The organism is Pseudomonas solani (assembly GCF_026072635.1).
GTDB lineage: Bacteria > Pseudomonadota > Gammaproteobacteria > Pseudomonadales > Pseudomonadaceae > Metapseudomonas > Metapseudomonas solani.
This window is the reverse complement of sequence record NZ_AP023081.1, coordinates 1,300,256-1,325,734: the sequence shown is the minus strand read 5'-3', so window position 1 is coordinate 1,325,734 and position 25,479 is coordinate 1,300,256. Positions and strand designations below refer to the sequence as shown.

The following is a 25,479-nucleotide window of genomic DNA, read 5'->3' as shown; positions in this document are numbered from 1 at the left end:
GGAAAGAGGGGGAATTCCAGGGGGCTGGGCAGCTATTCGCTGCCCAGTTGCAGGGGCGTGTCGACCTTGCCGTCCGCGTCCGCTTCGCCAAGGCTGACATCGAGCATGTAGACGCGCTCGTCCTGCAGGCCGCCGCGGTCCACCAGGTAATCCTTGATGTTGGCGGCGCGCGCCTGGGCCAGCTGGCGCAGCAGCAGCTCGCTCTGCGCCCAGGAGCCGATCACCGCGTCGCGCATCTTCGCCGTGCGTTCCTCGTCGCTGAGGTCCTTCCATTCGGCAGGCGGCTGCTGCTTGAGGCGGGTGCGGTAGATGCCTTCGAGCATCGGCGGCTTCTCGTCGTCCGGCACTTCCAGTTGGGCCGGCTCGGCGGGGACCTTGTCGCCGCGGCGCTGGGCGATCTTGTAGTAGGTGCTCTGGTACTCGCGCTCCAGGCGCTGGGCAGCCAGCAGCGGGCCGTCGCTGGACTTGGCGCTCATGCCTTCCACTTCCAGGCGCAGTGCCGGGCGCTCCTTGAGCGCGGCCGAGAGAGTATCCAAGGCGCGTTGCGCATCGGCGGACAGCTCGCTGCTGCCGGCGGCGAAGGGCACGTTGCTGAGGTCCTGGTCGCCACCGCCGGACACCAGCCCGGCGACGAACTTGAAGGGCGCCTGGGCCGCACGCAGCACCAGGTTGCGCAGGGTCTGCCAGACGATGGGGGCGACACTGAACTGCGGGTCCTTGAGGTTGCCGGCCACCGGCAGCTCGATGTCGATCTTGCCTTCGGTGTCCTTGAGCAGTGCGACCGCCAGCTTGATGGGCAGGTCCACTGCATCGGGACTCTCGACCTGCTCGCCCAGTTGCAACTGCTCCAGCACCAGGCGGTTCTGGGCCTTCAGCTGGCCCTTCTCGATCTGGTAGTGCAGGTCGAGGTTGAGGCGACCCTTGCGGATGCGGTAACCGGCGAACTTGCCGGAGTAGGGCGTGAGGGTGGTCAGCTCGACGCGCTTGAAGCTGGTGGCGATGTCCAGGGACTCCAGCGGGTCGAAGGGGGTCAGGCTGCCCTTGATGGTGACCGGTGCGTAGCGGTCGACCTTGCCGTTGATATTGACCGTGGCCGGTGTGCGGGTGCGCGTGTCGAGGGTGCCGATCTCGCCATTGAGCTGCTGGATGGCGGTGGCGAAGTTGGGGGTGAGGCTGAAGTCGGCGAAGTTGGCCGAGCCGTTGCTGATGCTTACCGCGCCGACATGGATGTCCAGCGGCTTGCCGGCGGGCTCGGGCTTGGCGTTCGGATCGACGGGCTGCTTGATCACCAGGTCGCTGGCGTTGGTGGTCAGGTCCTCGTTGATGATGAAGCGCGCATAGGGCTGGGTGATGCCGACCTTGTCGATGGACAGGCTATCGCCGTGGCGGTAGGCCAGGCCTTCCACCAGCAACTGCTGCCATTTGACGAAGTCGCGCTCCTTGAGCGTATCCAGGGTGTGCAGCTGGTTGACCAGGGCACGGCCGGTGATGGTCAGGGCCAGCGGTTCGGTGCCGGTGAGGGCGACGTCGAGGTTGCTGTCGAGCATGCCGCTGCGCAGCTCCAGGCGCACGAAGGGCTCCATGTAGGCCTGGGCCACGCGCAGGTCGATGTCGCGGGTTTCCACCTGCAGCTTGGCGGTGGTCGGCTTCAGCTGCACCTGGCCTTCGGCCTTGAGCTTGCCCTGCTTGCCGAGACCGGTGTCGACGGCGAGCTGGAAGGGCGATTCGCCGAGGCTGTCGAAGTCCTTGAGGTCGAGGTTGAGCGGGCCGACGTCGATCTGCACGGGGCTCTTCGGCACGCGATCGGCCAGGTGCACCTTGTAGCCGCGCAGCTGGGTATCGCGCAGCAGCACCTGCCAGGGTTTGCCGGGTTCGTCCTGCTTCGCCTTGGCGTCTGCCTGTTGGGCGGCCGGGGCCTGTTCGGGGGCTTTCGCTTCCTGCTTCGTCGGCTCGGCCTTGGCGGGAGCCTTGGCTTCGCTGGCGAACAGCTTCTGCCAGTCCAGCTGGCCATCGGCTTCGCGGGCGGCCCAGGTTTCCAGGTTCTGGCTGCGGATCTTGCCCACCACCACCTGCTGCTTGGCCAGGTCCAGCGAGCTTTCGCTGACTTCCAGGTTCTCCAGGTTCACCAGCGGGCGCCCGTCCGGGGCCTTGATGGCGAAGGGCGCCACCTTGATCGAGGTCTGTTCCAGTTTCAGCTCGGTGCCCTTGGCCAAGCTCAGGTGGTACTGGGTGGCGAGGCTGATGGTGCCTTTCTCCAATACCAGTGGCACGGCGTCACGCACGTAGGGCCAGAAGGCCTTCATATTGCCTTCGGTGACCTTGAGCTCGCCCTTGGAGACGAAGGGCACCAGGCTCAGGCTGCCCTGCCAGTCGATGCGGCCGCCGTGGGGGCCGGTGGCGACCAGCACCATGTCGGTGTTGTCGTCGCGGATGGTGCTGAGGTTCTTCAGTTCGAGGTTCAACGAGTCGTAGACGAACTCGATGGCATCGCTCGGACGCAGGTCCTGGAAGTGCAGGCCGCCTTCCACCAGGCGGACGCTATCGATGCGCACGGGGAAGGGATCGCCGGCCGGTTCTTCGGCCTTGGGTTCGCTGGGCGGCAGCTGGAACAGCTGGGCCAGGTTGAGCGTGCCGTCCTTGGCGAACAGCACCTCGGTGGTGGACTTCTCCAGCTCCACCTCGGCCAGGTGCAGGGCGCCGGTCCACAGGCTGTCCAGCTGCAGGTTGGCGTGCAGGCGCTGGAAGCCGATCTGTTCCTTGTCCGCCTCGCCGATGTGCAGGCCCCAGAGGGTCAGTTCGAGACTGAAGGGGTTGAGCTGGATGCGCTCGAGCCGGGCGGGAACCTTCGCATACTGGGCCAGTTGCTGGTTGACCACGCGCAGGGCGACCCCGGGGATGATCAGGAAGCCGAGCAGGCTGTACAGAGCGATGACGATCAGCAAGGCGCTGACGGCGCGTTTCAATCCTTTGTGCATGGTGAGGCGTCGACTATCCCGGCGGAGGTGGCTTGGAGTATGGCACGGCCACAAGGTTCCGACAGACGGTTGCTGATGGTTTCGTAGGGCGGTTCTCGCTTCAGAAATGCAGCGCCAGGGTCTTCAGCGGCGGGCGCCCGTCGAGGGAGGGGAAGTCGCTTGCCGGCAGCAGCTGCTCCCATTCCCGCACCGGACGGCCGAGCTTGCTGGCGCAGCGCAGCACCTGTTCGCGCCAGTCCTCGATAGCCACCTTCGCTAGGTTGTTGCAGCAGATCAGCGTGCCGTTCTCGGCGGTGGCCTGGATCGCCGGCTTGAGCAGGCTCTGGTAGTCACGCAGCAGGTCGACGGTGCCGAAGGCGCTCTTGGCCCAGGCGGGCGGGTCGAGGAATACCAGGTCGAACGGGCGCTGTTCCAGGCGTGGGTAGCTGGGCAGTTTCTGCCCGTGGCGCCGGGCGATGGTCTGGCCGGCCAACTGGCGGATGGCTGGGAAATAGTCCGACTGCACGAAGCGCATGGGCGCAAGCCCGGGGTTGAGCACGGCGTTTTCGCGGCCGACGGCCAGGTTGCCCTCGGCGAAATCCAGGTTCCACACCTCGCTGGCTCCTCCCGCTGCGGCAGCCAGGCCGACGCCACAGGTGTAGGCGAAGAGGTTGAGTACCGACTTGCCGGCAGCGTGGCGCTTGACCCAGCCGCGGGCGTTGCGCAGGTCGAGGAACAGCAGCGGGTCCTGGCCGGGATGACGGCCGCGTACCCGGTAGTTCAGGCCCCATTCCTGGCCGACGAGGTCGACCAGTGCGTCTGGCTCGGCCTGGTACACAGGGTCGCTGCGATCGATGCGCGAATTGCCCTGGGAGCGGTCGTTGTAGACCAGCAGCAGTGGCTCGCCGAGGCGTTCCTGCACCTGGGCGGTGGCCTGCAGCAGCTCGTCGCGCTGCAGCGTCTGGTGGAAGCTCTGCACCAGCAGTTGCGGGCCGTAGCGGTCGATGGTCAGGCCGGAGGCGCCTTCCTGGCTGCCATGGAACAGGCGGTAGCAGTCGGTGCCTTGCGCATGCAGTTCGGCGAGCAGGGGCTGGCGGGCGTCGAGTGCGGCGCGCAGCGCCTGGGGGAGATCGGAAGGCATGCGCGGCGTCTCGGAGGAAAGGGCGCGCAGTTTAACAAAGCGGGAACGGCTTGGCGCCGAGTGCAGCGAGGCCGGTGTGGGCCTCGCGCAGGGTCTCGATGGCGTGGCGAGTGGCTTAACGCTCGATGGCCAGGGCCACGCCCTGCCCGCCGCCGATGCACAGGGTCGCCAGGCCCTTCTTCGCATCGCGCTTGATCATCTCGTGCAGCAGGGTCACCAGCACGCGGCAGCCCGAGGCGCCAATGGGGTGGCCGATGGCGATGGCACCGCCGTTGACGTTGACCTTCTCGGCGTCCCAACCCAGCTCCTTGCCCACCGACAGGGCCTGGGCGGCGAAGGCTTCGTTGGCTTCGATCAGGTCCAGCTCGCCGAGGTTCCAGCCGGCCTTCTCCAGGCAGCGCTTGGTGGCGGAAACCGGGCCGATGCCCATGATCGCCGGGTCGACACCGGCATTGGCGTAGGCGGCGATGCGCGCCAGCACCGGCAGGCCCAGGGCCTTGGCTTTCTCGGCGCTCATCAGCAGCACGGCGGCGGCGCCGTCGTTGAGGCTGGAGGCGTTGCCGGCGGTGACGCTGCCGTCCTTCTTGAAGGCCGGCTTGAGCTTGGCCAGGGACTCGGCGGTGGTGCCGGCGCGGGGCTGCTCGTCGGTGGCGAAGGAAACAGGGTCGCCCTTCTTCTGCGGGATCAGGATCGGGGTGATCTCATCCACGAAGCGGCCCGCTTCGATGGCGGCGGAAGCCTTCTGCTGGGAAGCGGCGGCGAAGGCGTCCTGGGCTTCACGGCTGATGCCGTACTTCTCCACCAGGTTCTCGGCGGTGATGCCCATGTGGTAGTCGTTGAAGGCGTCCCACAGGCCGTCCTGGATCATGCTGTCGACCAGCTTGGCGTGGCCCATGCGCAGGCCGGTGCGGGCGCCGGGCATGACGTAGGGGGCGAGGCTCATGTTCTCCTGGCCGCCGGCGATGATCACCTCGGCGTCGCCGCAGCGGATGGCCTGGGCGGCCAGGTGCAGGGCCTTGAGGCCGGAGCCGCAGACCTTGTTCAGGGTCATGGCCGGCACGGCGTGGGGCAGGCCGGCGAGGATGGCGGCCTGGCGCGCGGGGTTCTGCCCGGAGCCGGCGGTGAGCACCTGGCCGAGGATGACTTCATCCACCTGGGCGCCATCGAGGCCGGTCTGGGCCAGCAGCTGGCGGATCACCGCAGCGCCCAGCTCGGGGCGGGGATGTGGGCCAGCGAGCCCTGGAAGCTGCCGACGGCGGTGCGGGTAGCGGCGACTATGACGACGTCTTGCATGGTTTCTGTCCTCGAAGCGGGTAATCGGTTCAGGCTGTGACCGGAAAGTGGCCGATGGTCGCACAGGCCCGTGTGACCGGCCAGCCACTCAGCGGGTGGGCAGGCCCATGCGCCGGCGGGCGCGGACGGAGGCGCCGTTGCGCAGGGCCCAGCGCAGCATCGGTGCGGTGCGCTGCACGCCGGCGCGGATCAACGGGCGCTGCCAGTCGGGCAGGCGCAGGCCGAGCATGGCCAGGGCCCAGGTGGGCAGCAGCTCGATGCCCGCCTGCATCATCAGGTTGCCGAAGGGCTTCGCCAGGGCGCTGGGCGCGGGGGCATCGCGCAGCAGGCGTACCACTTCGAGGGTGCGCTCGTCGCACAGCATCTGCGGGCGCATCGCTTCCAGATAGTCGGCGACGGCCTGGCGCGATTTGGGCACGTTGCGGGCGCCCAGGCGTTCGGCCACCAGGGCGATTTCCGCGTAGTAGCGGTCCTGGTCGGTGCCGGGCATCTGCGGGTCGAGGTGGCGCAGGTAGGCGCCGAGGAAGCTGCTGACCTCGGCGACATGCACCCAGGTGAGCAGGTCCGGGTCACTGGCCGCATAGGGGCGCCCATCCGGCGCGTTGCCGACCACTTGCAGGTGGATGGTACGCACCTTGTCGATCAGCCATTCCGCGTCGTGGCGGTTGCCGTAGGTGGTGCCGGAAATGAACAGGCTGGTGCGGCGCAGGCGGCCGAGCATGTCCTGGCGGAAATTGGAGTGGTCCCACACGCCAGCGAGGGCGAGGGGGTGCAGCATCTGCAACAGCAGGGCGCTGATGCCGCCGATCATCATCGAGGTGAAGTCGCCGTGGACCTTCCAGGGCATGGAGTCCGGGCCGAACAAGCCCGGGTCGCCCTTGGGGCTGTCCAGGTCGATCTGCCCGAGGGAGGCTCCGGTGAGGCTGAGGATCTGGCTTTCGATGCGGTTGCGGATAAGGTTCATCGTCAGGCGTTCGAGGCAGGCCGGGAGCTGGCGCCCGGTGATTCTTCCGGCTTCCAGCTCCCAGCTTCAAGCTTTATCTACTGGTTCAAGCGCTTGTCGATAAGGCTCTCGACCACCGAGGGGTCGGCCAGGGTGGAGGTGTCGCCCAGGCTGTCCAGCTCGTTGCAGGCGATCTTGCGCAGGATGCGCCGCATGATCTTGCCCGAGCGGGTCTTCGGCAGGCCGGGTGCCCACTGCATCAGCTCGGGCTTGGCGAAGCTGCCGATTTCCTTGCCGACCAGGGCCAGCAGTTCTTTCTTCAGCTCGTCGCTGGGTTCCACGCCCTTCATGGTGGTGACGAAGGCATAGATGCCCTGGCCCTTTACATCGTGGGGGTAGCCGACCACCGCAGCCTCGGCCACGTCGTCGTGCAGCACCAGGGCGCTTTCCACCTCGGCGGTGCCGATACGGTGCCCGGAGACGTTGATCACGTCGTCCACGCGGCCGGTGATCCAGTAGTAGCCGTCCTCGTCGCGGCGCGCGCCGTCGCCGGTGAAGTAGTAGCCGGGGTACGCGGAGAAGTAGGTCTCGATCATCCGCTTGTGGTCGCCGTAGACGCTGCGGATCTGGCTCGGCCAGCTGGCCTTGATCGCCAGCACGCCGGAGCCGGCGCCTTCGATCTCCTTGCCCTGTTCGTCCAGCAGCACCGGTTGCACGCCGAAGAAGGGGCGGGTGGCCGAGCCGGGCTTCAGCGCCGTGGCGCCGGGCAGCGGGGTGATGAGGATGCTGCCGGTCTCGGTCTGCCACCAGGTGTCGACGATGGGGCAGCGCTTTTCGCCGACGACGTTGAAGTACCACTCCCAGGCTTCCGGGTTGATCGGCTCGCCGACGCTGCCGAGCAGGCGCAGGCTGGCGCGCGAGGTGCTGCGCACGGCGGCTTCGCCTTCACGCATCAGTGCGCGCAGGGCGGTGGGCGCGGTGTAGAAGATGTTGACCTGGTGCTTGTCGATCACCTGCCAGAAACGCGAGGCATCGGGGTAGCTCGGCACACCCTCGAACATCAGGGTGGTGGCGGCGTTGGCCAGCGGGCCGTAGACGATGTAGCTGTGGCCGGTGACCCAGCCCACATCGGCGGTGCACCAGTAGATATCGCCCTCGTGGTAGTCGAAGACGTACTTGTGGGTCATCGCCGCGCCCAGCAGGTAGCCGCCGGTGGTGTGCAGCACGCCCTTGGGTTTGCCGGTGGAGCCGGAGGTGTAGAGGATGAACAGCGGGTCCTCGGCGTCCATCCACTCCGGTACGCATTCCTCCGAGGCGCCGCGCAGGGCCTCGTGGTACCAGATGTCGCGGCCTTCGACCCAGGCGACTTCGCCCTGGGTGCGCTCGACCACGACGACGGTGGAGACATCGGGGCAATCCTTCAGCGCCTTGTCGACGTTCTGCTTGAGGGGCACGTACTTGCCGCCGCGCACGCCTTCGTCGGCGGTGATCACGGCGCGGCAGTCGGCGTCGAGGATTCGGTCACGCAGGGCGTCGGGGGAGAAGCCGCCGAACACCACCGAATGCACGGCGCCGATGCGCGAGCAGGCGAGCATGGCGTAGGCCGCCTCGGGGATCATCGGCATGTAGATGCACACCCGGTCGCCCTTCTTCACGCCGCGATCCTTGAGCACGTTGGCCAGGCGGCAGACGTGCTGGTGCAGCTTGCGGTAGGTGATCTGCGCGGATTCGGCCGGGTTGTCGCCTTCCCAGATGATGGCGACCTGCTCGGCGCGTTTTTCCAGGTGGCGGTCGATGCAGTTGTAGCTGACGTTGAGCTTGCCGCCCTTGAACCATTCGGCCTGGCCTTGGCGCAGGTCGCTGCTGTGCAGCTGGTCCCAGGGCTGGAACCAGTCGAGGAAGGTGGTGGCCTGCTCGCTCCAGAACTCCTCGGGGTTATCCACCGACTGCTGGTACAGGCGCAGGTAGGCATCGTTATCCAGGAAGGCGCGCTTGCGCACGTCCTCGGGCACGGCGTGAAGGCTGATTTCGTACATGAGGCGGGTCCTTGTTTTTGTGTTGCCGCAATGCCGGCTAGGGTGCACCCAAGCAGTTGCTCGGTTCAAGTGCCCGCCGGCTTTGCACAGGCGTTTGAGCCCGCCCCAAGGTTATTCGTTCAGCGCAGGGGCGTACTCGAGCTGGGCTGCTACCAGTGCGGCGGTGGCTGGGTCGTAACGCTCGGCGATGGCGCCCAGGGTCTGGTCGAAGAGGCGGGCCAGCGGTGCGTCGGTGGGCTGCAGGTGCGTGATACCCGGGTGCGCGGCCATGGGCTCCGGTAGCAGGACCAGGCCGCTGGCCGTGCGGATGGGCGATGCATCCGCCGCCAGTGCCAGGACCTCGGAGCGGAAGGTGCGCGACCAGGCGTCTGCACGCAGGGCCAGGGCCAGTTCGTCTTCGCCTTGTCGCACCTCCAGCCCCAGCTCCTCGTGACGCCAGAACGACAGCAGATTGCCGGCGGCGGCCAGGTAGCCGCCGGCGCCGAGGGCGAAGGCATCGCCGTCGTGGCGGGGCGACCAGTCCGCCAGGCCGATGCCCGTGGCCAGCGCCTGTGCTCGGTCGGTGCCGGCGATGGCCTCCACCAGGGCAATGGAGACGGGTATCGCGGCGCTGACGCCGGCCGTGGTGATCACCTTGCCGTCGGCCAGGTAGCGGCGATCGCTCACCCAGCGGGTGCCGGGAAAGTCGTCCTCTCGCTGGCCCCGGGAGTACCAGTGGCCGGTGGCGCGACGCCCCTCCAGCAGGCCGGCTTCGCCGAGCACCAGGGCGCCGTCGCAGATACCGACGACGGTCGCGCCCTTGGCGGCCTGCTGGCGGACCCAGCGCAGCAGTTGCGGGTCGTCGCTGTAGTGGACGGCAGGCACGACGATGTAATCGGCGCCTTCGGGGTGACGGCGGTCGAAGCCGACGATATCGGCCTCGGCCAGCAGGCGCAGCGCCGGCATCATCTGCATCGGCCCTGGCCGGGTGGAAAGCGCGACGACCTCGGCGACGCTCGAGCGCTTCAACAGCCCATAGGGGAGAACGTAATCGACCAGCTCCGTCATGCGGTTTTCTCCGATCACCGCCACCAGCGGCCGTTCGCGCTCGAAGCGCTTCTGGTAGGCGGGCAGGCGCTCGGGTGCTTCGTCGGCCCTCAGGGGCAGGGGATGGCAGAAAAACAGGCAGGCGAGCAGCAGGGTGGCTAGGCGGGACATGGGGGACTCCTTGGCGGGCGGGTTGCCTGGAGTGTTAATCGGGTCAGCCTGGCGCGAATGACAGTGATGGATGAAACTCCGCCAATCCTCGTCAGTGCCTGCCAGGTGGCCCATGTCCGTAGCCCCCGAATCGCCGCCCCATCTCGTCGTCTTGCTGGTCTTCACCGATTTCCAGCTGCTCGACGCCAGTGGCCCGGCGGATGTGTTCGCTGCCGTCGGCGAGCACCTGCCGGGTGGCCGTGCGGCGCCTTATCGCTTGCGCACGGTGGCGCCTGAGGCGGGGCTGGTGGCGTCGTCCACCGGGTTGCAGTTGCAGGCCGAGGCGCTGCCGCCACCCTCCGAGCTCGTGGGCTGCACCTTGCTGGTGGCCGGCGGCCATGGCGTGCAGCGGGCCATGGGGGCGGAGGTGCTGGTGCGCTGGCTGGCCGAGGTGGCGCAGGTTGCGCGGCGTTGCTGTTCGGTCTGCACCGGCGCCTTCCTGCTGGCGCGCGCTGGGCTGCTGGATGGGCGCCAGGTGGTGACCCACTGGCGCTACGCGGCACTGCTGCAACGGTTGTTCCCGACGGTGCGGGTGCTGGAGGACGCGCTCTTCGTGCGTGACGGCGCTTTCTACAGCTCCGCGGGTGTTACCGCGGGCATCGACCTGTGCCTGAGCCTGGTGGAGGAGGACCTGGGACGTGGTGTTTCGCTGCAGGTGGCCAAGGGGCTGGTGATGTACCTGCGGCGCCCTGGCGGGCAGCGCCAGTTCAGTGCCGAGCTGCTGGCCCAGCAGGCGCCGGTGGGCGGGCTGGTGGAGCAACTATCGGCCTGGCTGCGGGAGCACCTGCAGGAGGACCTGGACATCGAGGCGATAGCGGCGGCGCTGGCAGTGTCGCCCCGCACCCTGCATCGACGCTGCAAGGAGGAGCTGGACATGGGGCCTGCGCGGCTGCTGTTCCAGATGCGCCTGGAAGCGGCCTGTCGGTTGCTGGAGGCGGGGGCGGCCTCGCTCAAGCGCACGGCACAACGCACCGGCTTTATCAGCGAGTACAACCTGAGAAGGGCGTTCGTGCTGGAGTTGGGGGTGACGCCGAGCGAGTACCGCCAGCGTTTCTGCCGCTAGCAGCGGCGGGTACCTGGCGGGGGAGTGCCGCACCCGGGGCGGGTGCGGCAGCTGCATCAGCCGCGATGACGGCCGCGGAAGAAGTCGATCAGGCCCTGGGTGGAGCCGTCCTCGGCGGGGGTTTCCTCGCTGCCGACGATGCGCGAGTAGACGCCCTTGCCCAGCTCCTTGCCCAGTTCGACGCCCCACTGATCGAAGGCGTTGATGCCCCAGAGCACGCTCTGCACATAGACCTTGTGCTCGTACATGGCGATCAGCGCGCCCAGGCGGCGAGGGCTGATGCGCTCCATCACCAAGGTGTTGCTGGGGCGGTTGCCGGGGATCGCCTTGTGCGGTGCCAGGCGCTGCACCTCGGCCTCGGGCAGGCCCTTGGCGCGCAGCTCGCTCTCGGCTTCCTCGCGGGATTTACCGAGCATCATCGCCTGGCTCTGGGACAGGCAGTTGGCGAACAGCCACTGGTGGTGGTCGGCCACCGGGTTGTAGCTGGACACCGGGACGATGAAGTCGGCCGGGATCAGGTGGGTGCCCTGGTGCAGCAACTGGTGGTAGGCGTGCTGGCCGTTGCAGCCGACGCCGCCCCAGATCACCGGGCCGGTGCCGGCGGTGACCGGGCTGCCGTCCTGGCGCACGCTCTTGCCGTTTGATTCCATGTCCAGCTGCTGCAGGTGGTCGGTGAAGTTACGCAGGTAGTAGTCGTAGGGCAGGATCGCGTGGCTGCGGGCGCCCCAGAAGTCGCTGTACCAGACGCCCAGCAGGCCGAGGATCACCGGGATGTTGCGCTCGAAGGGTGCGGTCTGGAAGTGCTGGTCCATGCTGTAGGCGCCGGACAGCAGCTCCTTGAAGTTGGAGATGCCGATGGACATGGCGATGGGCAGGCCGATAGCCGACCACAGCGAGTAGCGGCCGCCCACCCAGTCCCACATGGGGAAGATGTTCTCTTCACGGATGCCGAAGGCCATGGCCGCTTCCTTGTTGCTGGAAACGGCGATGAAGTGGCGGTAGAGCTCTTCCTCGCTGCCGCCCTGGGCCAGGTACCAGGCGCGGGCGGCCTGGGCGTTCTTCAGGGTTTCCAGGGTGCCGAAGGACTTGCTGGAGACGATGAACAGGGTGGTTTCGGCGTTGAGCTTGCAGGCCAGCTCGCGGAACTCGCTGCCGTCGATGTTGGCCAGGTAGTGGCAGCGCACGCCTTTCTGGGCGAAGGGCAGCAGGGCTTCGGAAACCAGTTGCGGGCCGAGGAAGGAGCCGCCGATGCCGATGTTCACCACGTCGGTGATGGGCTTCTCGGTGTAACCGCGCCACAGGCCGTTGTGCACGTAGCCCACCAGCTCGGTCATCTGGTGCAGCACACGGTGCACCTCGGGCATCACGTCGGTGCCGTCCACCCGCACCTTGTCACCGATGGGGCGGCGCAGTGCGGTGTGCAGCACCGGGCGCTGTTCGGAGGCGTTGATCACCTCGCCACGGAACATCGCCTTGATCGCGTCGCTGAGCTGGGCCTCTTCCGCCAGTTTCACCAGCAGGGCCAGGGTGTCGTCGCGGATCAGGTTCTTGGAGAAGTCCAGCAGCAGCCCGCAGGCGCTGAGGGTGAAGCGCTTGAAACGCTCGGCGTCATCCTGGAAGGCCTGGCGCATCTTGAAACCGGCCAGCTCCTCACGGTGCGCGGAGAGCGCGCCCCAGCTGGGCAGTTGGGTTACGTCGAGCGGAGTCAGGTGGTGGTTCATGGCGTGCCTTCAAGCAATCAACTTGGTTATGAACATGAAAAAGCCCGGAGTGTTCCGGGCTTCCAGTCTAGCGGGTCAGGGCTTAGGCGACCTGTACCGGAATGGCGTTACTGGTATGGCTCAGCTCGTTGCCCGGCGCCATGTAAAGCATGCGCGGCTTGAAGCTGGCCAGTTCGGCTTCGCTGTAGTGGGCGTAGGCGCAGATGATGACCCGGTCGCCTACTTTGGCCTTGTGCGCGGCAGCGCCGTTGACCGAGATCATGCGCGAGCCGTTTTCACCGCGGATGGCGTAGGTGGTGAAGCGCTCGCCGTTGTCGACGTTGTAGATCTGGATCTGCTCGTATTCGTGGATGCCGGCGAGGTCCAGCCACTCACCATCGATGGCGCAGGAGCCTTCGTAGTCGAGTACGGCGTGGGTGACTTCGGCGCGGTGCAGCTTGGCCTTGAGCATGATGGCGTGCATGGCGTTTTCCTTGTCTGGACGCTGGCGGCGGCAGAGTTTGCCCGAACCACGAGGGGCGGGCAAGCCGTGCCGGGCGCGGGTTTCAGGCCTGCTTTTCGAGGCTGAAGGCGAGGTTGTCGATCAGCCGTGTGGTGCCCATGTAAGCGGCGGCCAGTATCACCAGGTCGCGCTCGCCGGGCTGCGCCGGACGCAGGCTGGAGGCCTCGCGGACTTCCAGGTAATCGGGGCGGAAACCGGCCTCGCTCAGCGCGTCGCGGCCCTGGGCTTCCAGTGCGGCGAAGTCGCTGTTGCCACTGGCTACGGACGCTGCCAACTGCTTAAGGATGCGGTACAGGGCCGGTGCGGCGGCACGCTGCTGCTCGTTCAGGTAGCCGTTGCGCGAAGACAGTGCCAGGCCGTCTTCGGCGCGCACCGTGGCCTCGCCCATGACCTGGATCGGCATGTTGAGGTCGCGGACCAGCTTGCGGATCACCGCGAGCTGCTGGAAATCCTTCTCGCCGAACAGGGCGAGGTCCGGCTGGACCATGTTGAACAGCTTGCTGACCACGGTGGCGACACCTTCGAAGTGGCCGGGACGGCTGGCGCCGCAGAGCCCTTCGGAGACCAGGGGCACGCTGACGCGGGTCTGGTCGCTCATGCCGTCGGGGTACATCTCCTCGACGTCCGGGTGGAACAGCAGGTGGCAGCCGGCGGCGACCAGTTTTTCCTGGTCGGCCTGCAGGGTGCGGGGGTACTTGGCCAGGTCTTCGCTGGGGCCGAACTGCAGCGGGTTGACGAAGATGCTGGCGACGACGAAATCGGCGCGCTGGGCGGCTTTTTCCACCAGCGCGGCATGGCCGGCGTGGAGGTTGCCCATGGTCGGCACCAGGCCGATGCGCTTGCCTTCGCCACGAGCACGGGCCACGGCGGCCCGCAGCTCGCGGACGGTCTTGACGGTGATCATGCGGAGAATCCGTGTTCGGCGGCCGGGAAGGTGACGTCCTTGACGGCCTTCACGTAGGCGGCCATGGCGGCCTGGATGCTGGGCTGGCCTTCCATGAAGTTCTTCACGAACTTGGGCGCGCGGCCGGTGAGAGAGAGGCCGAGCATGTCGTGCATCACCAGGACCTGGCCATCGGTGGCGCTGCCGGCACCGATGCCGATGACCGGGATCTTCACCGACTGGGTGATTTCGGCGGCCAGTTCACTGGGCACGCATTCCAGCAGCAGCATGGCGGCGCCGGCCTGTTCCAGGGCCATGGCGTCGGCGCGCAGCTGGCGGGCCTGGGCTTCCTGGCGGCCTTGCACCTTGTAGCCACCGAGGATGTTCACCGCTTGCGGGGTGAGGCCAAGGTGGGCGCAGACGGGAATGCCGCGCTCGGCCAGCAGGCGGATGGGCTCGGCCAGCCAGGCGGCGCCTTCCAGCTTGACCATGTGCGCGCCGGCCTGCATCAGGGCGGCGCTGTTGGCGAAGGTCTGCTCCAGGGTGGCATAGGCCATGAACGGCAGGTCGGCGATGATCAGCGCGCCCTGGTTGCCGCGCTTCACGGCGGCGGTGTGGTACGCCATGTCGGCGACGCTCACCGGCAGGGTGCTGTCATGGCCTTGCAGGACCATGCCAAGGGAATCGCCCACCAGCAGCACATCGGCACCGGCCTGGCTCGCGGCCTGGGCGAAGGTGGCGTCATAGGCCGTTAGCATGGCGATCTTCTCGCCTTTCTGCTTCAGCTCTTGAAGGGTGGTCAGGGTCACATCAGGCATGAAAACGTCCTCATCGGTACCGATTCTGCACCGGCACGGGGCAACGGGACGCTTATAGTCCCGATGGTGGGGCATGGTGTCAATTGCAGGTGTTACCGATCTGTTACGGCGTTACCGCCATGCCCGGAAGGCGCCCCACGACCTCGAGCCCTTCGAAGGGACAGGCGTCCAGAAGTGCTTGCAGGGGCTGGCCGCTGGGGAGCTTCAGGCCACCGCCGGCTATCTCCGCGAGGGGATAGAGAACGAAGGCGCGAGCGTGCATGTGGTAGTGCGGAACCTGCAGGCGTGGCTCGTCGAGCATGCGCTCGCCGAACAGCAGGATGTCCAGATCGAGGGTGCGCGGGCCCCAGCGCTCGTCCTTGCGCACGCGGCCCTGGGCGAGTTCGATCGCCTGCAGGGCGTCGAGCAGTTCCAGGGGCATGAGTTCGGAGTCGAGGGCGGCCACGGCATTGGCATAGCGGGGCTGGTCGGGTGGGCCGAGCGGGTCGCTGCTGTAGAGCGAGGATACGGCCGCCAGGCGAGTGCGTGGCAAGGCGGCCATGGCCTGCAGGGCGCAGGCCAGTTGTGCCGCAGGCTCGGCGAGGTTGCTGCCGAGCCCTATATAGATGCGCTCCATCATCACTCGCTGGCGGGAGCCGAGCCTTCACGCGGGCCGCGTTTGCGACGGCTGCCGCCACGGCGCCGCTTGCGCGGTGCGCCGCTGCCGTCGTCCTTGCTGCTGAGGTCGCGGATCATGGCGCGACGCTCGCTGTCGCTGGCTTCCTGGTAGTCGGTCCACCAGTCGCCCAGGCCGTCGGTTTGCTCGCCTGCGCTTTCACGCAGCAGGAGGAAGTCGTAGCCGGCGCGGAAGCGCGGGTTCTCCAGCAGCAGGTCGGCACGTTTGCCACTGCGGCGCGGCAGGCGCTCCTGCATGTCCCAGATCTCGCGGATCGGGATAGTGAAACGCTTGGGAATGGCGGTGCGCTGGCACTGTTCGAGGATCAGGCCGTGGGCCGCTTCCTGGATGGCCGGGATCGGCGGCATGCCACGCTCCTGCAGCAGCGCTGCACGGGCAGGCAGGGCCGGCCAGAGCATGGCGGCGAAGAGGAAGGCGGGGGTTACCGGCTTGCCTTGGCGGATGCGTTCGTCGGTATTCGCCAGTGCCTGGCGGATCAGCGCGCCAGCGTATTCCGGGTCGCGCTCCAGGGACGCTGCAGCGGCCGGGAATAGCGGGGCGAAGAGGTCGTATTCCAGCAGCAGTTCGAAGGTGCGCTCGGCCTTGCCGCCGAGGAACAGCTTGAGGATCTCGTCGAACAGGCGGGCGGAGGGAATATCCCGCAGCATCGGCGCCAGGCGGCGGATGGGCGCGGCGCTGTGCTTCTCTATCTCGAAGCCGAGCTTGGCGGCAAAGCGCACGGCGCGAAGCATGCGCACCGGGTCTTCGAGGTAGCGCTGCTCGGGATCGCCGATCAGGCGGATCAGGCGGTTGCGGATGTCGTGTACGCCGTGGGCGTAGTCGAGGATGCGCTCGGTGACCGGATCGTAGTAGAGGGCGTTCATGGTGAAGTCGCGGCGTTGCGCGTCTTCTTCCTGGTTGCCGTAGACGTTGTCCCGCAGGATGCGGCCGCTCTCGTTGCGCGAGGACTGGTTGCTGTCTTCCTCGTCGGCACCCTGGGGGTGGTTGGCGCGGAAGGTCGCGGTCTCGATGATCTCGCGGCCGAAGTGCACATGGACCAGCTTGAAGCGGCGGCCAATGACGCGGGCGTTGCGGAACTCCGCGCGGACCTGCTCGGGCGTAGCGCTGGTGGCCACGTCGAAGTCCTTGGGCTCCAGGTTCAGCAGCAGGTCGCGCACGCAACCCCCGACCAGGTACGCCTGGTACCCGGCTTTTTGCAGGCGCTCGACCACGTTCACCGCGTTGCGGCTGATATCCGCACGCTCAAGCGAGTGTTGGCGATTGCTCAATACTTCGGGTGTGCTGCGGGGATGCTGCGCGCGGCGCAGGGGAGAGCGAAAAGACTGGATCAGCTTCTTCAGCATGGGATGCACTGTTTTGCGGAATGGACGGCCAGAATTGAACAAGACCGCACGATGGACGCGGATTCTAGCACTGGGTCGGGAGATGGTGAAGGAAGCGGCGGGGGTGTGTCAAAGCTACTGGGGGAGCCGAAGCTCCCCCCAAATTGGTGCGTGCTTTGTTTTTATTGTTGTGTCGGGCTTGGTGTTTTTGTTGTTTGACCCGTTCCAGCAGGCTCTTGGCCTCTGAAAATGCCCTCGAATCGAGGGTCAATAGCAAACGGATTGCTTTGGACGCTGACGGTGCCATGATCATTCCGTGATCCAACCAGTTCCGGCGCTGCCTTAGGGCAGTTTTGTTGTTCTCAGCCTGGCTGTGGGGCGAGCCCCAAAGGCAACTCCTCTCCAAAAGAATCAGTTAGCTGCGCCTCCGCGGTTTTGTTTTTGTTGTGCTGGAGTCGATACGTCTTGTTTTTATTGTGGGGTTACACGTTTGTTATTGTTGTTGTACTGGAGATAAAGCAGTTGCCGTGCCAACTTTTGCGAATCCTTGTAAATCAAGGGTTTGCGAAGATCAGGGGTGGATCGGCAGGTACAAAAAAGCCGGGCTTTCGTTACCTTAAGACCCGGCTTTTGTTACGAGAGATTAACGCGGTAACAAAGCGATGCAATCCGCCCACACCGCTCTACTCCTGAGGTTCGCCGCCTCAGGAGGTCGCTGCACCCGATTTGCGACGGGGGATACCGAGGCGCTGGCGGCGTTCCCACAGGCATTTGCGGCTGATGCCCAGTTTTCGGGCAAGCTCGGTCTCGGTCATATGATCCTGGTGCTCGAGGACGAAGTGCTGGAAGTAGTCTTCCAGTGACAGGTCTTCGGTCGGCTCGTGGCTGCTGCTGGCGCTTTGCATGGGTGAATCGAGGAAGACGTCGTCATCCAGGTCGTCCAGTTCTATGTCGATGCCTAGAAGCTCGGCGGAGATGTCCGGGCTCTCGCACAGGATCACCGCGCGCTCGATGGCGTTCTCCAGTTCGCGCACGTTGCCCGGCCAGGGGTAATGACGGATGGCCTGCTCCGCATCGTGGGCGAAGCGCAGGTCTTCGCGCCCCATGCGTGTGCATTGGCGGGCGAGGAAGGCGCGGGCGATCTCGATCACGTCGTTTCCGCGCTCGCGCAGGGCGGGCAGCTTCAGCGAGATCACATGGAGGCGGTAATAAAGGTCTTCGCGGAACTGGCCGGTCTTGGCCAGCGTCTTCAGGTCGCGGTGGGTCGCGGCGATCAGGCGCACGTCGACCTTCTGCGATTGCACCGAGCCGACCCGGCGGATCTCGCCTTCCTGCAGCACGCGCAACAGGCGCGCCTGGGCTTCCAGCGGCAGCTCGCCGATTTCATCGAGGAACAGGGTGCCGCCATCGGCCGCCTCGACCAGGCCTGCGCGGCCGGCGCTGGCGCCGGTGAACGCGCCCTTTTCATGGCCGAAGAGTTCGGACTCGATCAGGGTCTCCGGGATCGCGGCGCAGTTCACCGAGATCAGCGGCGCCTTGGCGCGGCGGGAGAGGTTGTGCAGGGCGCGGGCCACCAGTTCCTTGCCGGTACCGGATTCGCCCTGGATCAGGACGGTGGAGTCGGTGGGCGAGACTTTGCGGATCTTGCTGTACAGCTCCTGCATCGCGCCGCAGGAGCCGATGATGCCAATTTCGCCGTCTGCGGCGCTGCTGCTCGCTGCGGCTTTTTCCGTGCCGCGCGCGTTACCGCTGCGTTCGGCCGGGGCGCCTTTGCCTTCCTGGCGCTCCTTGAGGATGCGCGCGACGGCTTGCAGCATTTCGTCGTGGTCGAAGGGCTTGGCGATGTAGTCCACCGCACCCATTTTCATCGAGTCCACGGCCGAGCGCAGGCTGGCGTAGCTGGTCATGATCAGCACCGGGGTGCCCTGGGCGAGCTTGATCAGCTCGGTGCCCGGTGCGCCAGGCAGGCGCAGGTCGCTGACGATCAGGTCGAAGCCGGGGATGCTGTAGCGCTCCTGGGCTTCCTGGACGGAACCTGCTTCGCTGACCTGGTATTGGTTGCGTTCAAGCAGGCGGCGCAAGGCAGAACGGATAATGGTTTCGTCTTCGACGATGAGAATATGTGGCATTAAATTCAGCTCTCTCGACGGTCTCAGATCACAGCGGACGTCGCTTCGACAAATCGTGGCAACGTCACCCTGATTCGGGTGCCGCGCTGTTGTTCGGGGTCGGCCGGGCTTTCGATGGTGATGTGGCCATAATGCTCTTCCACGATCGAATAGACCAGCGCGAGGCCCAGGCCGGTCCCCTTGCCCGGGTCCTTGGTGGTGAAGAACGGCTCGAACAGGCGGTCCATGATCGCCTTGGGAATCCCGCTCCCTTCGTCCTCCACTATAAGGTCGACCGCGTGGTCGGATATCTCGCTGCGCACGCGTATCGCGCTACCGGGCGGGGAGGCGTCGCGGGCGTTGGAGAGCAGGTTGATCAGCACCTGGGCGAGGCGCTGCGGGTCGCCCTCGGCGACGTGTTCCGGGTCGCACAGGTTGAAGAACTCCACGTCGACGCTACGTTTGTTCAGCGACAGCAGGCCGATGGCGTCCTGGGTCACGTCGGCCAGGCACACCGGCTCGGTGGCCTGCTGGCGGCCGCCGGCATGGGCGAAGCTCATCAGCGACTGGACGATGCGTGACACGCGCTTGGTCTGTTCCAGTATCTGGCTGCTGATCTCGGTGAGCTCGCCATCACCCTCACGCTCTTCGCGTAGGTTCTGCGCCAGGCAGGCAATGCCGGTGATGGGGTTGCCGATCTCGTGGGCGACGCCGGCGGCGAGGCGACCGATGGACGCCAGGCGCTCGGAGTGCACCAGTTTGTCTTCCAGCAACTGGGTATCGGTAACGTCTTCCACCAGCAGTACCAGGCCACTGTTACCGGGGGCCAGGGGCTCGTCGATGGCCGCCTTGTGCAGGTTCAGCGAGCGGGTCTGGCCCTCCAGCTGCAGGCGCTGCTTATGCAGGTGCTCGTCGGGCAGGTTGATGAAGCTTTCCAGCAGCCCCTTCCAGGGTTCGGCGATGGCCGAGAGGCGCGAGCCGACCACGCGCTGGGCGGGGATTTCGGTGAGCTCCTCCATGGCACGGTTCCACATGAGGATTTCCTGGTCCTTGGCCAGCGAGCACACGCCCATCGGCAGTTCCTGCAGGGTCTGGCGGTGGTAGCGACGCAGGGCGTCCAGCTCGGCGGCCAGGCCGGTGAGGCGGGAGTGGTAGTCCTCCAGGCGGCTCTCGATGAAGTGGATGTCCTCGGTGACGTAGCTTTCGCTGCCGGACTTGTACGGCAGGAAGGTCTCGACCATGTCCTGGGCCACGCTGGGCCCCATCAGCCCGGAAAGGTTGGCTTCGATGCGGTCGCGCAGGCGACGCAGCGCATAGGGGCGGCGCTCGTCGAAGGGCAGGTGCAGGTCGCGCAGGGCTTGCTCCACCTCCTTCTGCGCGGTCTTGGCACCCAGCGGCTTGGCCAGCTGCGCGGAGAACTCCTGGGGCGAGCCGGCCACCAGTTCGCGGCGTTGCGGGCGGCGCACGTTGTCCACGGCGCAGGCCTCGGCGGCACCACGCTCTTCGGCGCTGGCATCGGTGAACAGCGAGACCAGGGTGAAGACCAGCACGTTGGCGGCCAGCGAGGCGATGGCCGCGATGTGCCAGCTGGTGTCGTCGAGCACATAGATGGCGTTGAACAGCGGCAGGTAGATGCCCTGCAGGTTGCCCACCAGCGGCAGCAGCATGCTGAACAGCCAGACGCCGATACCGGCCAGCAAGCCGGCGATGAAGCCGCGGCTGTTGGCGGTGGGCCAGTAAAGCACCGACAGGGCGCCGGGAAGGAACTGCAGGGTGGCGACGAAGGCGACTATGCCCAGGTTGGAAAGGTCCTGCTCGGCACCCAGCAATAGATAGAAGCCGTAGCCGGCCATGATGATGGCGACGATCAGCGCCCGGCGCGTCCATTTCAGCCAGCGGTAGATGTTGCCTTCCGACGGCGGCTGGTAGAGCGGCAGCACCAGGTGGTTCAGCGCCATTCCCGACAGCGCCAGGGTCAGCACGATGATCAGGCCGCTGGCCGCCGACAGCCCGCCGACATAGGCGAGCAGTGCCAGGGCGTCGCTGTTCACGGCGATGCCCAGGCCCAGTGTGAAGTATTCCGGGTTGGTGGTGGCACCGAGCTTGAGGCCGGCCCAGAGGATCAGCGGCACCGCCAGGCTCATCAGCAGCAGGAACAGCGGCAGGCCCCAGCTGGCGCTGACCATGGCGCGGGGGTTGAGGTTCTCGGTGAAGGTCATGTGATACATGTGCGGCATCACGATGGCCGAGGCGAAGAACACCAGCAGCAGCGTGCGCCAGGGGCCTTCCTGCAGTGGCGTGTGCAGGGTGGAAAGCGCCGCCTGGTTCTGCAGCAGCCACAGTTCCAGTTCATGGGGGCCGCCGAACACGCCGTACAGCGCGTAGAGGCCGATGCCGCCCAGGGCGGTGAGCTTGACCAGGGATTCGAAGGCGATGGCGAACACCAGGCCCTCGTGTTTCTCCCTCGTGGCGATGTGGCGTGCACCGAAGAGGATGGTGAACAGTGTGATCAGGGCGCAGAAGCTCAGGGCCACGCGGTCGTGCACCGGCTCGCGGGTGAGGATGCCGATGGAATCCGCCACCGCCTGGATCTGCAATGCCAGCAGCGGCAGCACACCCACCAGCATGAACAGCGTGGTCAGCGCCCCGGCCCAGGTGCTGCGGAAGCGGAAGGCGAACAGGTCCGCCAGCGAAGACAGCTGGTAGGTGCGGGTGATGCGTAGGATCGGGTAGAGCAGCACGGGCGCGAGGAGGAAGGCGCCGGAGATGCCCAGGTAGCTGGCGAGGAAGCCGTAGCCGTACTGGTAGGCCAGGCCGACCGTGCCATAGAAGGCCCAGGCGCTGGCGTAGACGCCCAGCGACAGGGTGTAGGTCAACGGATGGCGGACGATGCGCCGCGGTACGAAACCACGGTCGCTGAGCCAGGCGACGCCGAACAGGGTGAACAGGTAAGCCGCGCTGATCAGGATCAGCTGGCTCAGGCTAAAGCTCGTCAGCATCGCGTTGGCTCTGGAGGATGAAGGTCACCACGATCAGGATCAGCCAGAGCAGGTAGGGGCGGTACCAGGCCCCATTGGGGTCGATCCACCAATCCATGATGGCGGGGGAGAACAGGTAGATCCCCACCACCAGGAGCAGGACCAGTCGGTAGATATACATGCCGCATCTCACGTCGGGAGTGCGGCGATGGTAGCGAATGCCCGATGCCGGTGCGAGGGGGATGGCGCCTAGCGCAATTGCGCTTCGGCCAGGGTGCGGCTGCCGGGGATGCGCGTGGCGTCCCAGTTGGCGATGCCCCAGTCCAGCACCTCGCGCGCGCTGGCGTCGGCGAGCTCTTGCGGGGGGCGCTGGCCCAGTGCGCGGAGTGCGCGGTTGAGCAGCGGGGCGGCCTGGTCGGTCGGCAGCGGTGGGGAGCGGTAAGACTTGCCCAGCTTGTGGCCGTCCGGCTGGATGATCAGCGGCACGTGCAGGTAGCGCGGCTGCGGCAGGCCCAGCAGCTCCTGCAGGTACAGCTGGCGCGGCGTGGAGTCGAGCAGGTCGGCGCCGCGCACCACATCGGTCATGCCCTGCCAGGCGTCGTCGAGCACGACTGCCAGTTGGTAGGCGTAGAGGCCGTCGCGTCGGCGGATGACGAAATCGCCGACTTCACGCCCCAGGTGCTGGCGGAACTCGCCCTGCACGCGGTCGGTGAAGCCATAGATGAGTTCCGGCACGCGCAGGCGGATCGCTGCGTCGTGCTGAGGGTGCAGTGCATTGCGGCAGAAACCGGGGTAGACGCCCTGATGGCCTTCGAGCTGCTTGCGCGAGCAGGTGCAGGCATAGGCCAGGCCCTGGTCGAACAGGCGGTCGATCACCTGGGCATAGACGTCGTGGCGATCGCTCTGGCGCACCCGTTCACCGTCCCACTCGAAGCCGTAGCTTTCCAGGGTGCGCAGTATCGCGTCCTGGGCGCCGGCCACTTCACGGGGTGGGTCGAGGTCCTCCATGCGCAGCAGCCAGCGGCCACCCACGGCGCGGGCGTCGAGGTAGGAGGCGAGGGCGGCGACAAGGGAGCCGAAGTGCAGATAACCGCTGGGCGTGGGAGCGAAGCGGCCGATGTAGGCAGGGGAGCTCATTGGGATGCGGGCCTGCTGAAACGAAACGGGGCGCCGAAGCGCCCCGTTCTGGGATCAGGAACCGAGTTGCTTTTCCTTGATCTCCGCCAGCGTCTTGCAATCGATGCAGAGCGTAGCGGTGGGGCGTGCCTCGAGGCGGCGGATGCCGATCTCGACGCCGCAGGAGTCGCACCAGCCGTAATCGTTGTCTTCGATCAGCTGCAGGGTCTCGTCGATCTTCTTGATCAGCTTGCGCTCGCGGTCACGGGCACGCAGTTCCAGGCTGAATTCTTCTTCCTGGCTGGCGCGGTCGGCCGGATCGGGGAAGTTAGCGGCTTCGTCCTGCATGTGGTGCACGGTACGATCCACTTCTTCCATCAGCTCAACCTTCCACTTGTTGAGGATGCTGGTGAAGTGAGCGCGCATGCGATCACTCATGTATTCCTCACCCTTGGTTTCCTGGTAGGGCTCGAAACCACGGATCAGTTGGCTGCTCTGTTGCTTAGCTTTGGTGGGCATGAATGGCCGCCTCTCACTTTCTCTAATCCATTGCGCAGGTTCTGGTCCATCGCCGGTAACCCGGCCCTGCGACTGCAAGCGGGCGAACTTACCAGATCGACTCCGGGCACGCTACTCCCAGTTATCTTGGTTGCTGCAGCCTTCCCGGACCATTCGGTAGAATCCGCTCTTTGCGTTAATAAAGGAAGGCCGATGGCCCAGTCATACAGTGCACGCAGCCGTGCCATAGAACCCTTCCACGTGATGGCCCTGCTGGCTCGCGCCAACGAATTGCAGGCCCAGGGGCATGACGTCATCCACCTGGAGATCGGCGAGCCGGACTTCACCACCGCCGCGCCCATCGTCCAGGCGGGGCAGGCTGCCCTGGCCGCCGGCCACACGCGCTACACCGCCGCACGGGGCCTGCCGCAACTGCGCAGCGCCATCGCCGGGTTCTATGGCGATCGCTACGACCTGGATATCGACCCCGAACGCATCCTGATTACTCCCGGCGGTTCGGGGGCTTTGTTGCTGGCCGCGAGCCTGCTGGTCGACCCGGGCCGCCACTGGCTGCTCGCCGACCCGGGCTACCCCTGCAACCGTCACTTCCTGCGCCTGGTGGAAGGCGCGGCGCAACTGGTGCCGGTCGGCCCCGAAAGCCGCTACCAGCTCACCCCGAACCTGGTGGAGCGCTACTGGGATGGCGACAGCGTCGGCGCCCTGGTCGCCTCGCCCGCTAACCCCACCGGCACGCTGCTCACCCGCGATGAGCTGGGCGGCCTTTCCGCCGCGCTGAAGGCCAAGGGCGGGCACCTGGTGGTCGACGAGATCTACCACGGCCTCACCTACGGCGTGGATGCCGCCAGCGTGCTGGAGGTGGATGACGACGCCTTCGTGCTCAACAGCTTCTCCAAGTACTTCGGCATGACCGGCTGGCGGCTCGGCTGGCTGGTGGCGCCGACGGACGCGGTGCCTGAGCTGGAGAAGCTGGCGCAGAACCTCTACATCAGCGCCCCGTCCATGGCCCAGCACGCTGCCCTGGCCTGCTTCGAGCCGGATACCCTGGCGATACTCGAAGAGCGGCGCATCGAGTTCGCCCGCCGTCGCGACTACCTGCTGCCCGCCCTGCGCGAGCTGGGCTTCCGCATCGCCGTCGAGCCGGAAGGCGCCTTCTATCTATATGCAGATGTTTCCGCCTTCACCCAGGACGCCTACGCCTTCTGCCGGCACTTCATCGAAACCGAGCACGTGGCCTTCACCCCGGGCCTGGATTTCGGTCGCCACCTGGCCAACCAGCATGTGCGTTTCGCCTACACCCAGAGCCTGCCGCGCCTGGAAGAGGCGGTGCAGCGCATCGCCCGTGGCCTGAAGACCTGGGCGGCACTGACGGCATGAAGTTCGAGCCGCCCCTGGAGCAGGGCCGCCTGCTGCGTCGCTACAAGCGCTTCCTCGCCGATATCGAGACCCTCGACGGCGAGCTGTTGACCATCCACTGCCCGAACACCGGCTCGATGCTCAACTGCATGAGCGAAGGCTGCCGGGTCTGGTTCAGCCGCTCCAACGACCCCAAGCGCAAGCTCCCCGGCACCTGGGAAATCACCGAAACGCCCCAGGGGCGCCTGGCCTGTGTGAACACCGCACGGGCCAACGCCCTGGTCGAGGAAGCCCTGCGCGCCGACCTGATTCCCGAGCTGGCCGGCTTCATCGCGCTCAAGCGCGAGGTCGCCTACGGCGTGGAAAACAGCCGCGCCGACTTCCGCCTGGACTACCCGACGGGCGAGGTGTTCGTGGAAGTGAAAAGCGTGACCCTGGGCTTCGACGGCACCGCCGTGGCGGCCTTCCCCGACGCCGTCACGGTGCGGGGCAGCAAGCACCTGCGCGAGCTGGCAGCGCTGGCGCGCCAGGGCATGCGCGCGGTGCAGTTCTATTGCGTCAATCTCTCCGGCATCGAGGCCGTGCGCGCGGCGGAGGAGATCGACCCGGCTTACGCCGCAGCGCTGGCCGACGCCAAGGCCGCCGGGGTGGAGGTGCTCGCCTATGGCGCCGAGGTCAGCCCTGAAGGGCTGGTGCTGCAGCGCAAGTTGCAGGTGCTCGGCTAGCAGGCCTTTGAAAAACGTAGACGAGGCAGCCGACGCAAGGCGAAAACGGCCGAAAAAGCGCAGTTTACGTAGGGTAAATGAGCATTTGAGGG

The 25,479-nt window shown here is 66.5% G+C and carries 19 protein-coding genes and 1 pseudogene; 3 read left to right on the top strand and 17 right to left on the bottom strand.

Going from position 1 to position 25,479, the window contains the following annotated elements:
• Nucleotides 1-32: 32 nt before the first annotated feature.
• From PSm6_RS06245 to PSm6_RS06220, 6 genes and pseudogenes are all read right to left on the bottom strand, one after another.
• The gene (locus tag PSm6_RS06245; protein ID WP_043245245.1) at nucleotides 33-2,975 is read right to left on the bottom strand and encodes a DUF748 domain-containing protein; all 2,943 of its coding nucleotides are present in this window, start codon (nucleotides 2,973-2,975) and stop codon (nucleotides 33-35) included.
• A gap of 100 nt (nucleotides 2,976-3,075) precedes the next feature.
• Nucleotides 3,076-4,095, bottom strand: a complete 1,020-nt coding sequence (locus PSm6_RS06240) for a class I SAM-dependent rRNA methyltransferase (protein WP_021217887.1) — start codon at nucleotides 4,093-4,095, stop codon at nucleotides 3,076-3,078.
• A 115-nt stretch (nucleotides 4,096-4,210) separates the two neighbouring features.
• Nucleotides 4,211-5,388: pseudogene (locus PSm6_RS06235) on the bottom strand (acetyl-CoA C-acetyltransferase).
• 88 nt (nucleotides 5,389-5,476) lie between these two features.
• Complete coding sequence (locus PSm6_RS06230; protein ID WP_043245248.1) at nucleotides 5,477-6,352, bottom strand: oxygenase MpaB family protein; 876 nt, start codon at nucleotides 6,350-6,352, stop codon at nucleotides 5,477-5,479.
• A 77-nt stretch (nucleotides 6,353-6,429) separates the two neighbouring features.
• Nucleotides 6,430-8,367 carry an acetate--CoA ligase gene (gene acs / locus PSm6_RS06225; RefSeq protein WP_184491025.1) on the bottom strand — a complete coding sequence of 646 codons (1,938 nt, stop codon included), beginning with the start codon at nucleotides 8,365-8,367 and terminating at the stop codon, nucleotides 6,430-6,432.
• A 111-nt stretch (nucleotides 8,368-8,478) separates the two neighbouring features.
• Nucleotides 8,479-9,564: a DJ-1/PfpI family protein gene (locus PSm6_RS06220; protein WP_265169768.1), complete on the bottom strand. Its 1,086-nt coding sequence runs from the start codon at nucleotides 9,562-9,564 to the stop codon at nucleotides 8,479-8,481.
• A gap of 112 nt (nucleotides 9,565-9,676) precedes the next feature.
• On the opposite strand from PSm6_RS06220, the gene PSm6_RS06215 reads away from it, so the two are divergent.
• Nucleotides 9,677-10,666 carry a GlxA family transcriptional regulator gene (locus tag PSm6_RS06215; protein ID WP_265169766.1) on the top strand — a complete coding sequence of 330 codons (990 nt, stop codon included), beginning with the start codon at nucleotides 9,677-9,679 and terminating at the stop codon, nucleotides 10,664-10,666.
• Nucleotides 10,667-10,722: 56 nt separating this feature from the next.
• Here the strand turns inward: PSm6_RS06215 and pgi are convergent, their stop codons facing one another.
• From pgi to dksA, 11 genes are all read right to left on the bottom strand, one after another.
• A complete protein-coding gene (gene pgi, locus PSm6_RS06210; protein ID WP_021219326.1) occupies nucleotides 10,723-12,387 on the bottom strand; it encodes a glucose-6-phosphate isomerase in 1,665 nt (554 codons plus the stop codon).
• A gap of 82 nt (nucleotides 12,388-12,469) precedes the next feature.
• Nucleotides 12,470-12,850 carry an aspartate 1-decarboxylase gene (gene panD, locus PSm6_RS06205; RefSeq protein ID WP_021219325.1) on the bottom strand — a complete coding sequence of 127 codons (381 nt, stop codon included), beginning with the start codon at nucleotides 12,848-12,850 and terminating at the stop codon, nucleotides 12,470-12,472.
• 82 nt (nucleotides 12,851-12,932) lie between these two features.
• Nucleotides 12,933-13,793, bottom strand: a complete 861-nt coding sequence (gene panC / locus PSm6_RS06200; RefSeq protein ID WP_021219324.1) for a pantoate--beta-alanine ligase — start codon at nucleotides 13,791-13,793, stop codon at nucleotides 12,933-12,935.
• Complete coding sequence (gene panB / locus PSm6_RS06195; RefSeq protein WP_263404323.1) at nucleotides 13,790-14,590, bottom strand: 3-methyl-2-oxobutanoate hydroxymethyltransferase; 801 nt, start codon at nucleotides 14,588-14,590, stop codon at nucleotides 13,790-13,792. The genes panC and panB overlap by 4 nt, the downstream gene beginning before the upstream one ends.
• 103 nt (nucleotides 14,591-14,693) lie before the next feature.
• On the bottom strand, nucleotides 14,694-15,206 hold the full coding sequence (gene folK / locus PSm6_RS06190; protein ID WP_265169764.1) for a 2-amino-4-hydroxy-6-hydroxymethyldihydropteridine diphosphokinase: 513 nt from the start codon (nucleotides 15,204-15,206) through the stop codon (nucleotides 14,694-14,696).
• A 2-nt stretch (nucleotides 15,207-15,208) separates the two neighbouring features.
• Nucleotides 15,209-16,609: a polynucleotide adenylyltransferase PcnB gene (locus tag PSm6_RS06185; RefSeq protein ID WP_184491005.1), complete on the bottom strand. Its 1,401-nt coding sequence runs from the start codon at nucleotides 16,607-16,609 to the stop codon at nucleotides 15,209-15,211.
• A 683-nt stretch (nucleotides 16,610-17,292) separates the two neighbouring features.
• Nucleotides 17,293-18,717 carry a sigma-54-dependent transcriptional regulator gene (locus PSm6_RS06180; RefSeq protein WP_021219320.1) on the bottom strand — a complete coding sequence of 475 codons (1,425 nt, stop codon included), beginning with the start codon at nucleotides 18,715-18,717 and terminating at the stop codon, nucleotides 17,293-17,295.
• Between the two features lie 23 nt (nucleotides 18,718-18,740).
• Nucleotides 18,741-21,695 (bottom strand): sensor histidine kinase, encoded by a 2,955-nt coding sequence (locus PSm6_RS06175; RefSeq protein ID WP_031287630.1) that lies wholly within the window; start codon nucleotides 21,693-21,695, stop codon nucleotides 18,741-18,743.
• Nucleotides 21,679-21,855 carry a hypothetical protein gene (locus PSm6_RS06170; protein WP_003095129.1) on the bottom strand — a complete coding sequence of 59 codons (177 nt, stop codon included), beginning with the start codon at nucleotides 21,853-21,855 and terminating at the stop codon, nucleotides 21,679-21,681. Before PSm6_RS06170 ends, PSm6_RS06175 begins: the two co-directional genes overlap by 17 nt.
• A 68-nt stretch (nucleotides 21,856-21,923) precedes the next feature.
• Nucleotides 21,924-22,811, bottom strand: a complete 888-nt coding sequence (gene gluQRS / locus PSm6_RS06165; protein ID WP_021219318.1) for a tRNA glutamyl-Q(34) synthetase GluQRS — start codon at nucleotides 22,809-22,811, stop codon at nucleotides 21,924-21,926.
• Nucleotides 22,812-22,865: 54 nt separating this feature from the next.
• The gene (gene dksA, locus PSm6_RS06160) at nucleotides 22,866-23,309 is read right to left on the bottom strand and encodes an RNA polymerase-binding protein DksA (protein ID WP_015478905.1); all 444 of its coding nucleotides are present in this window, start codon (nucleotides 23,307-23,309) and stop codon (nucleotides 22,866-22,868) included.
• Nucleotides 23,310-23,501: 192 nt separating this feature from the next.
• On the opposite strand from dksA, the gene PSm6_RS06155 reads away from it, so the two are divergent.
• Both PSm6_RS06155 and sfsA read left to right on the top strand, forming a co-directional pair.
• On the top strand, nucleotides 23,502-24,683 hold the full coding sequence (locus PSm6_RS06155; RefSeq protein ID WP_021219317.1) for a pyridoxal phosphate-dependent aminotransferase: 1,182 nt from the start codon (nucleotides 23,502-23,504) through the stop codon (nucleotides 24,681-24,683).
• On the top strand, nucleotides 24,680-25,387 hold the full coding sequence (gene sfsA / locus PSm6_RS06150; RefSeq protein ID WP_265169763.1) for a DNA/RNA nuclease SfsA: 708 nt from the start codon (nucleotides 24,680-24,682) through the stop codon (nucleotides 25,385-25,387). The genes PSm6_RS06155 and sfsA overlap by 4 nt, the downstream gene beginning before the upstream one ends.
• The last annotated feature ends 92 nt before the right edge of the window (nucleotides 25,388-25,479 follow it).

What these genes read in the sequence shown, in the direction of transcription:
- PSm6_RS06245 (WP_043245245.1), bottom strand. Translation starts at nt 2,975, where the DNA reads ATGCACAAAGGATTGAAACGCGCCGTCAGCGCCTTGCTGATCGTCATC.
- PSm6_RS06240 (WP_021217887.1), bottom strand. Translation starts at nt 4,095, where the DNA reads ATGCCTTCCGATCTCCCCCAGGCGCTGCGCGCCGCACTCGACGCCCGC.
- PSm6_RS06230 (WP_043245248.1), bottom strand. Translation starts at nt 6,352, where the DNA reads ATGAACCTTATCCGCAACCGCATCGAAAGCCAGATCCTCAGCCTCACC.
- acs (WP_184491025.1), bottom strand. Translation starts at nt 8,367, where the DNA reads ATGTACGAAATCAGCCTTCACGCCGTGCCCGAGGACGTGCGCAAGCGC.
- PSm6_RS06220 (WP_265169768.1), bottom strand. Translation starts at nt 9,564, where the DNA reads ATGTCCCGCCTAGCCACCCTGCTGCTCGCCTGCCTGTTTTTCTGCCAT.
- PSm6_RS06215 (WP_265169766.1), top strand. Translation starts at nt 9,677, where the DNA reads ATGTCCGTAGCCCCCGAATCGCCGCCCCATCTCGTCGTCTTGCTGGTC.
- pgi (WP_021219326.1), bottom strand. Translation starts at nt 12,387, where the DNA reads ATGAACCACCACCTGACTCCGCTCGACGTAACCCAACTGCCCAGCTGG.
- panD (WP_021219325.1), bottom strand. Translation starts at nt 12,850, where the DNA reads ATGCACGCCATCATGCTCAAGGCCAAGCTGCACCGCGCCGAAGTCACC.
- panC (WP_021219324.1), bottom strand. Translation starts at nt 13,793, where the DNA reads ATGATCACCGTCAAGACCGTCCGCGAGCTGCGGGCCGCCGTGGCCCGT.
- panB (WP_263404323.1), bottom strand. Translation starts at nt 14,590, where the DNA reads ATGCCTGATGTGACCCTGACCACCCTTCAAGAGCTGAAGCAGAAAGGC.
- folK (WP_265169764.1), bottom strand. Translation starts at nt 15,206, where the DNA reads ATGGAGCGCATCTATATAGGGCTCGGCAGCAACCTCGCCGAGCCTGCG.
- PSm6_RS06185 (WP_184491005.1), bottom strand. Translation starts at nt 16,609, where the DNA reads ATGCTGAAGAAGCTGATCCAGTCTTTTCGCTCTCCCCTGCGCCGCGCG.
- PSm6_RS06180 (WP_021219320.1), bottom strand. Translation starts at nt 18,717, where the DNA reads ATGCCACATATTCTCATCGTCGAAGACGAAACCATTATCCGTTCTGCC.
- PSm6_RS06175 (WP_031287630.1), bottom strand. Translation starts at nt 21,695, where the DNA reads ATGCTGACGAGCTTTAGCCTGAGCCAGCTGATCCTGATCAGCGCGGCT.
- PSm6_RS06170 (WP_003095129.1), bottom strand. Translation starts at nt 21,855, where the DNA reads ATGTATATCTACCGACTGGTCCTGCTCCTGGTGGTGGGGATCTACCTG.
- gluQRS (WP_021219318.1), bottom strand. Translation starts at nt 22,811, where the DNA reads ATGAGCTCCCCTGCCTACATCGGCCGCTTCGCTCCCACGCCCAGCGGT.
- dksA (WP_015478905.1), bottom strand. Translation starts at nt 23,309, where the DNA reads ATGCCCACCAAAGCTAAGCAACAGAGCAGCCAACTGATCCGTGGTTTC.
- PSm6_RS06155 (WP_021219317.1), top strand. Translation starts at nt 23,502, where the DNA reads ATGGCCCAGTCATACAGTGCACGCAGCCGTGCCATAGAACCCTTCCAC.
- sfsA (WP_265169763.1), top strand. Translation starts at nt 24,680, where the DNA reads ATGAAGTTCGAGCCGCCCCTGGAGCAGGGCCGCCTGCTGCGTCGCTAC.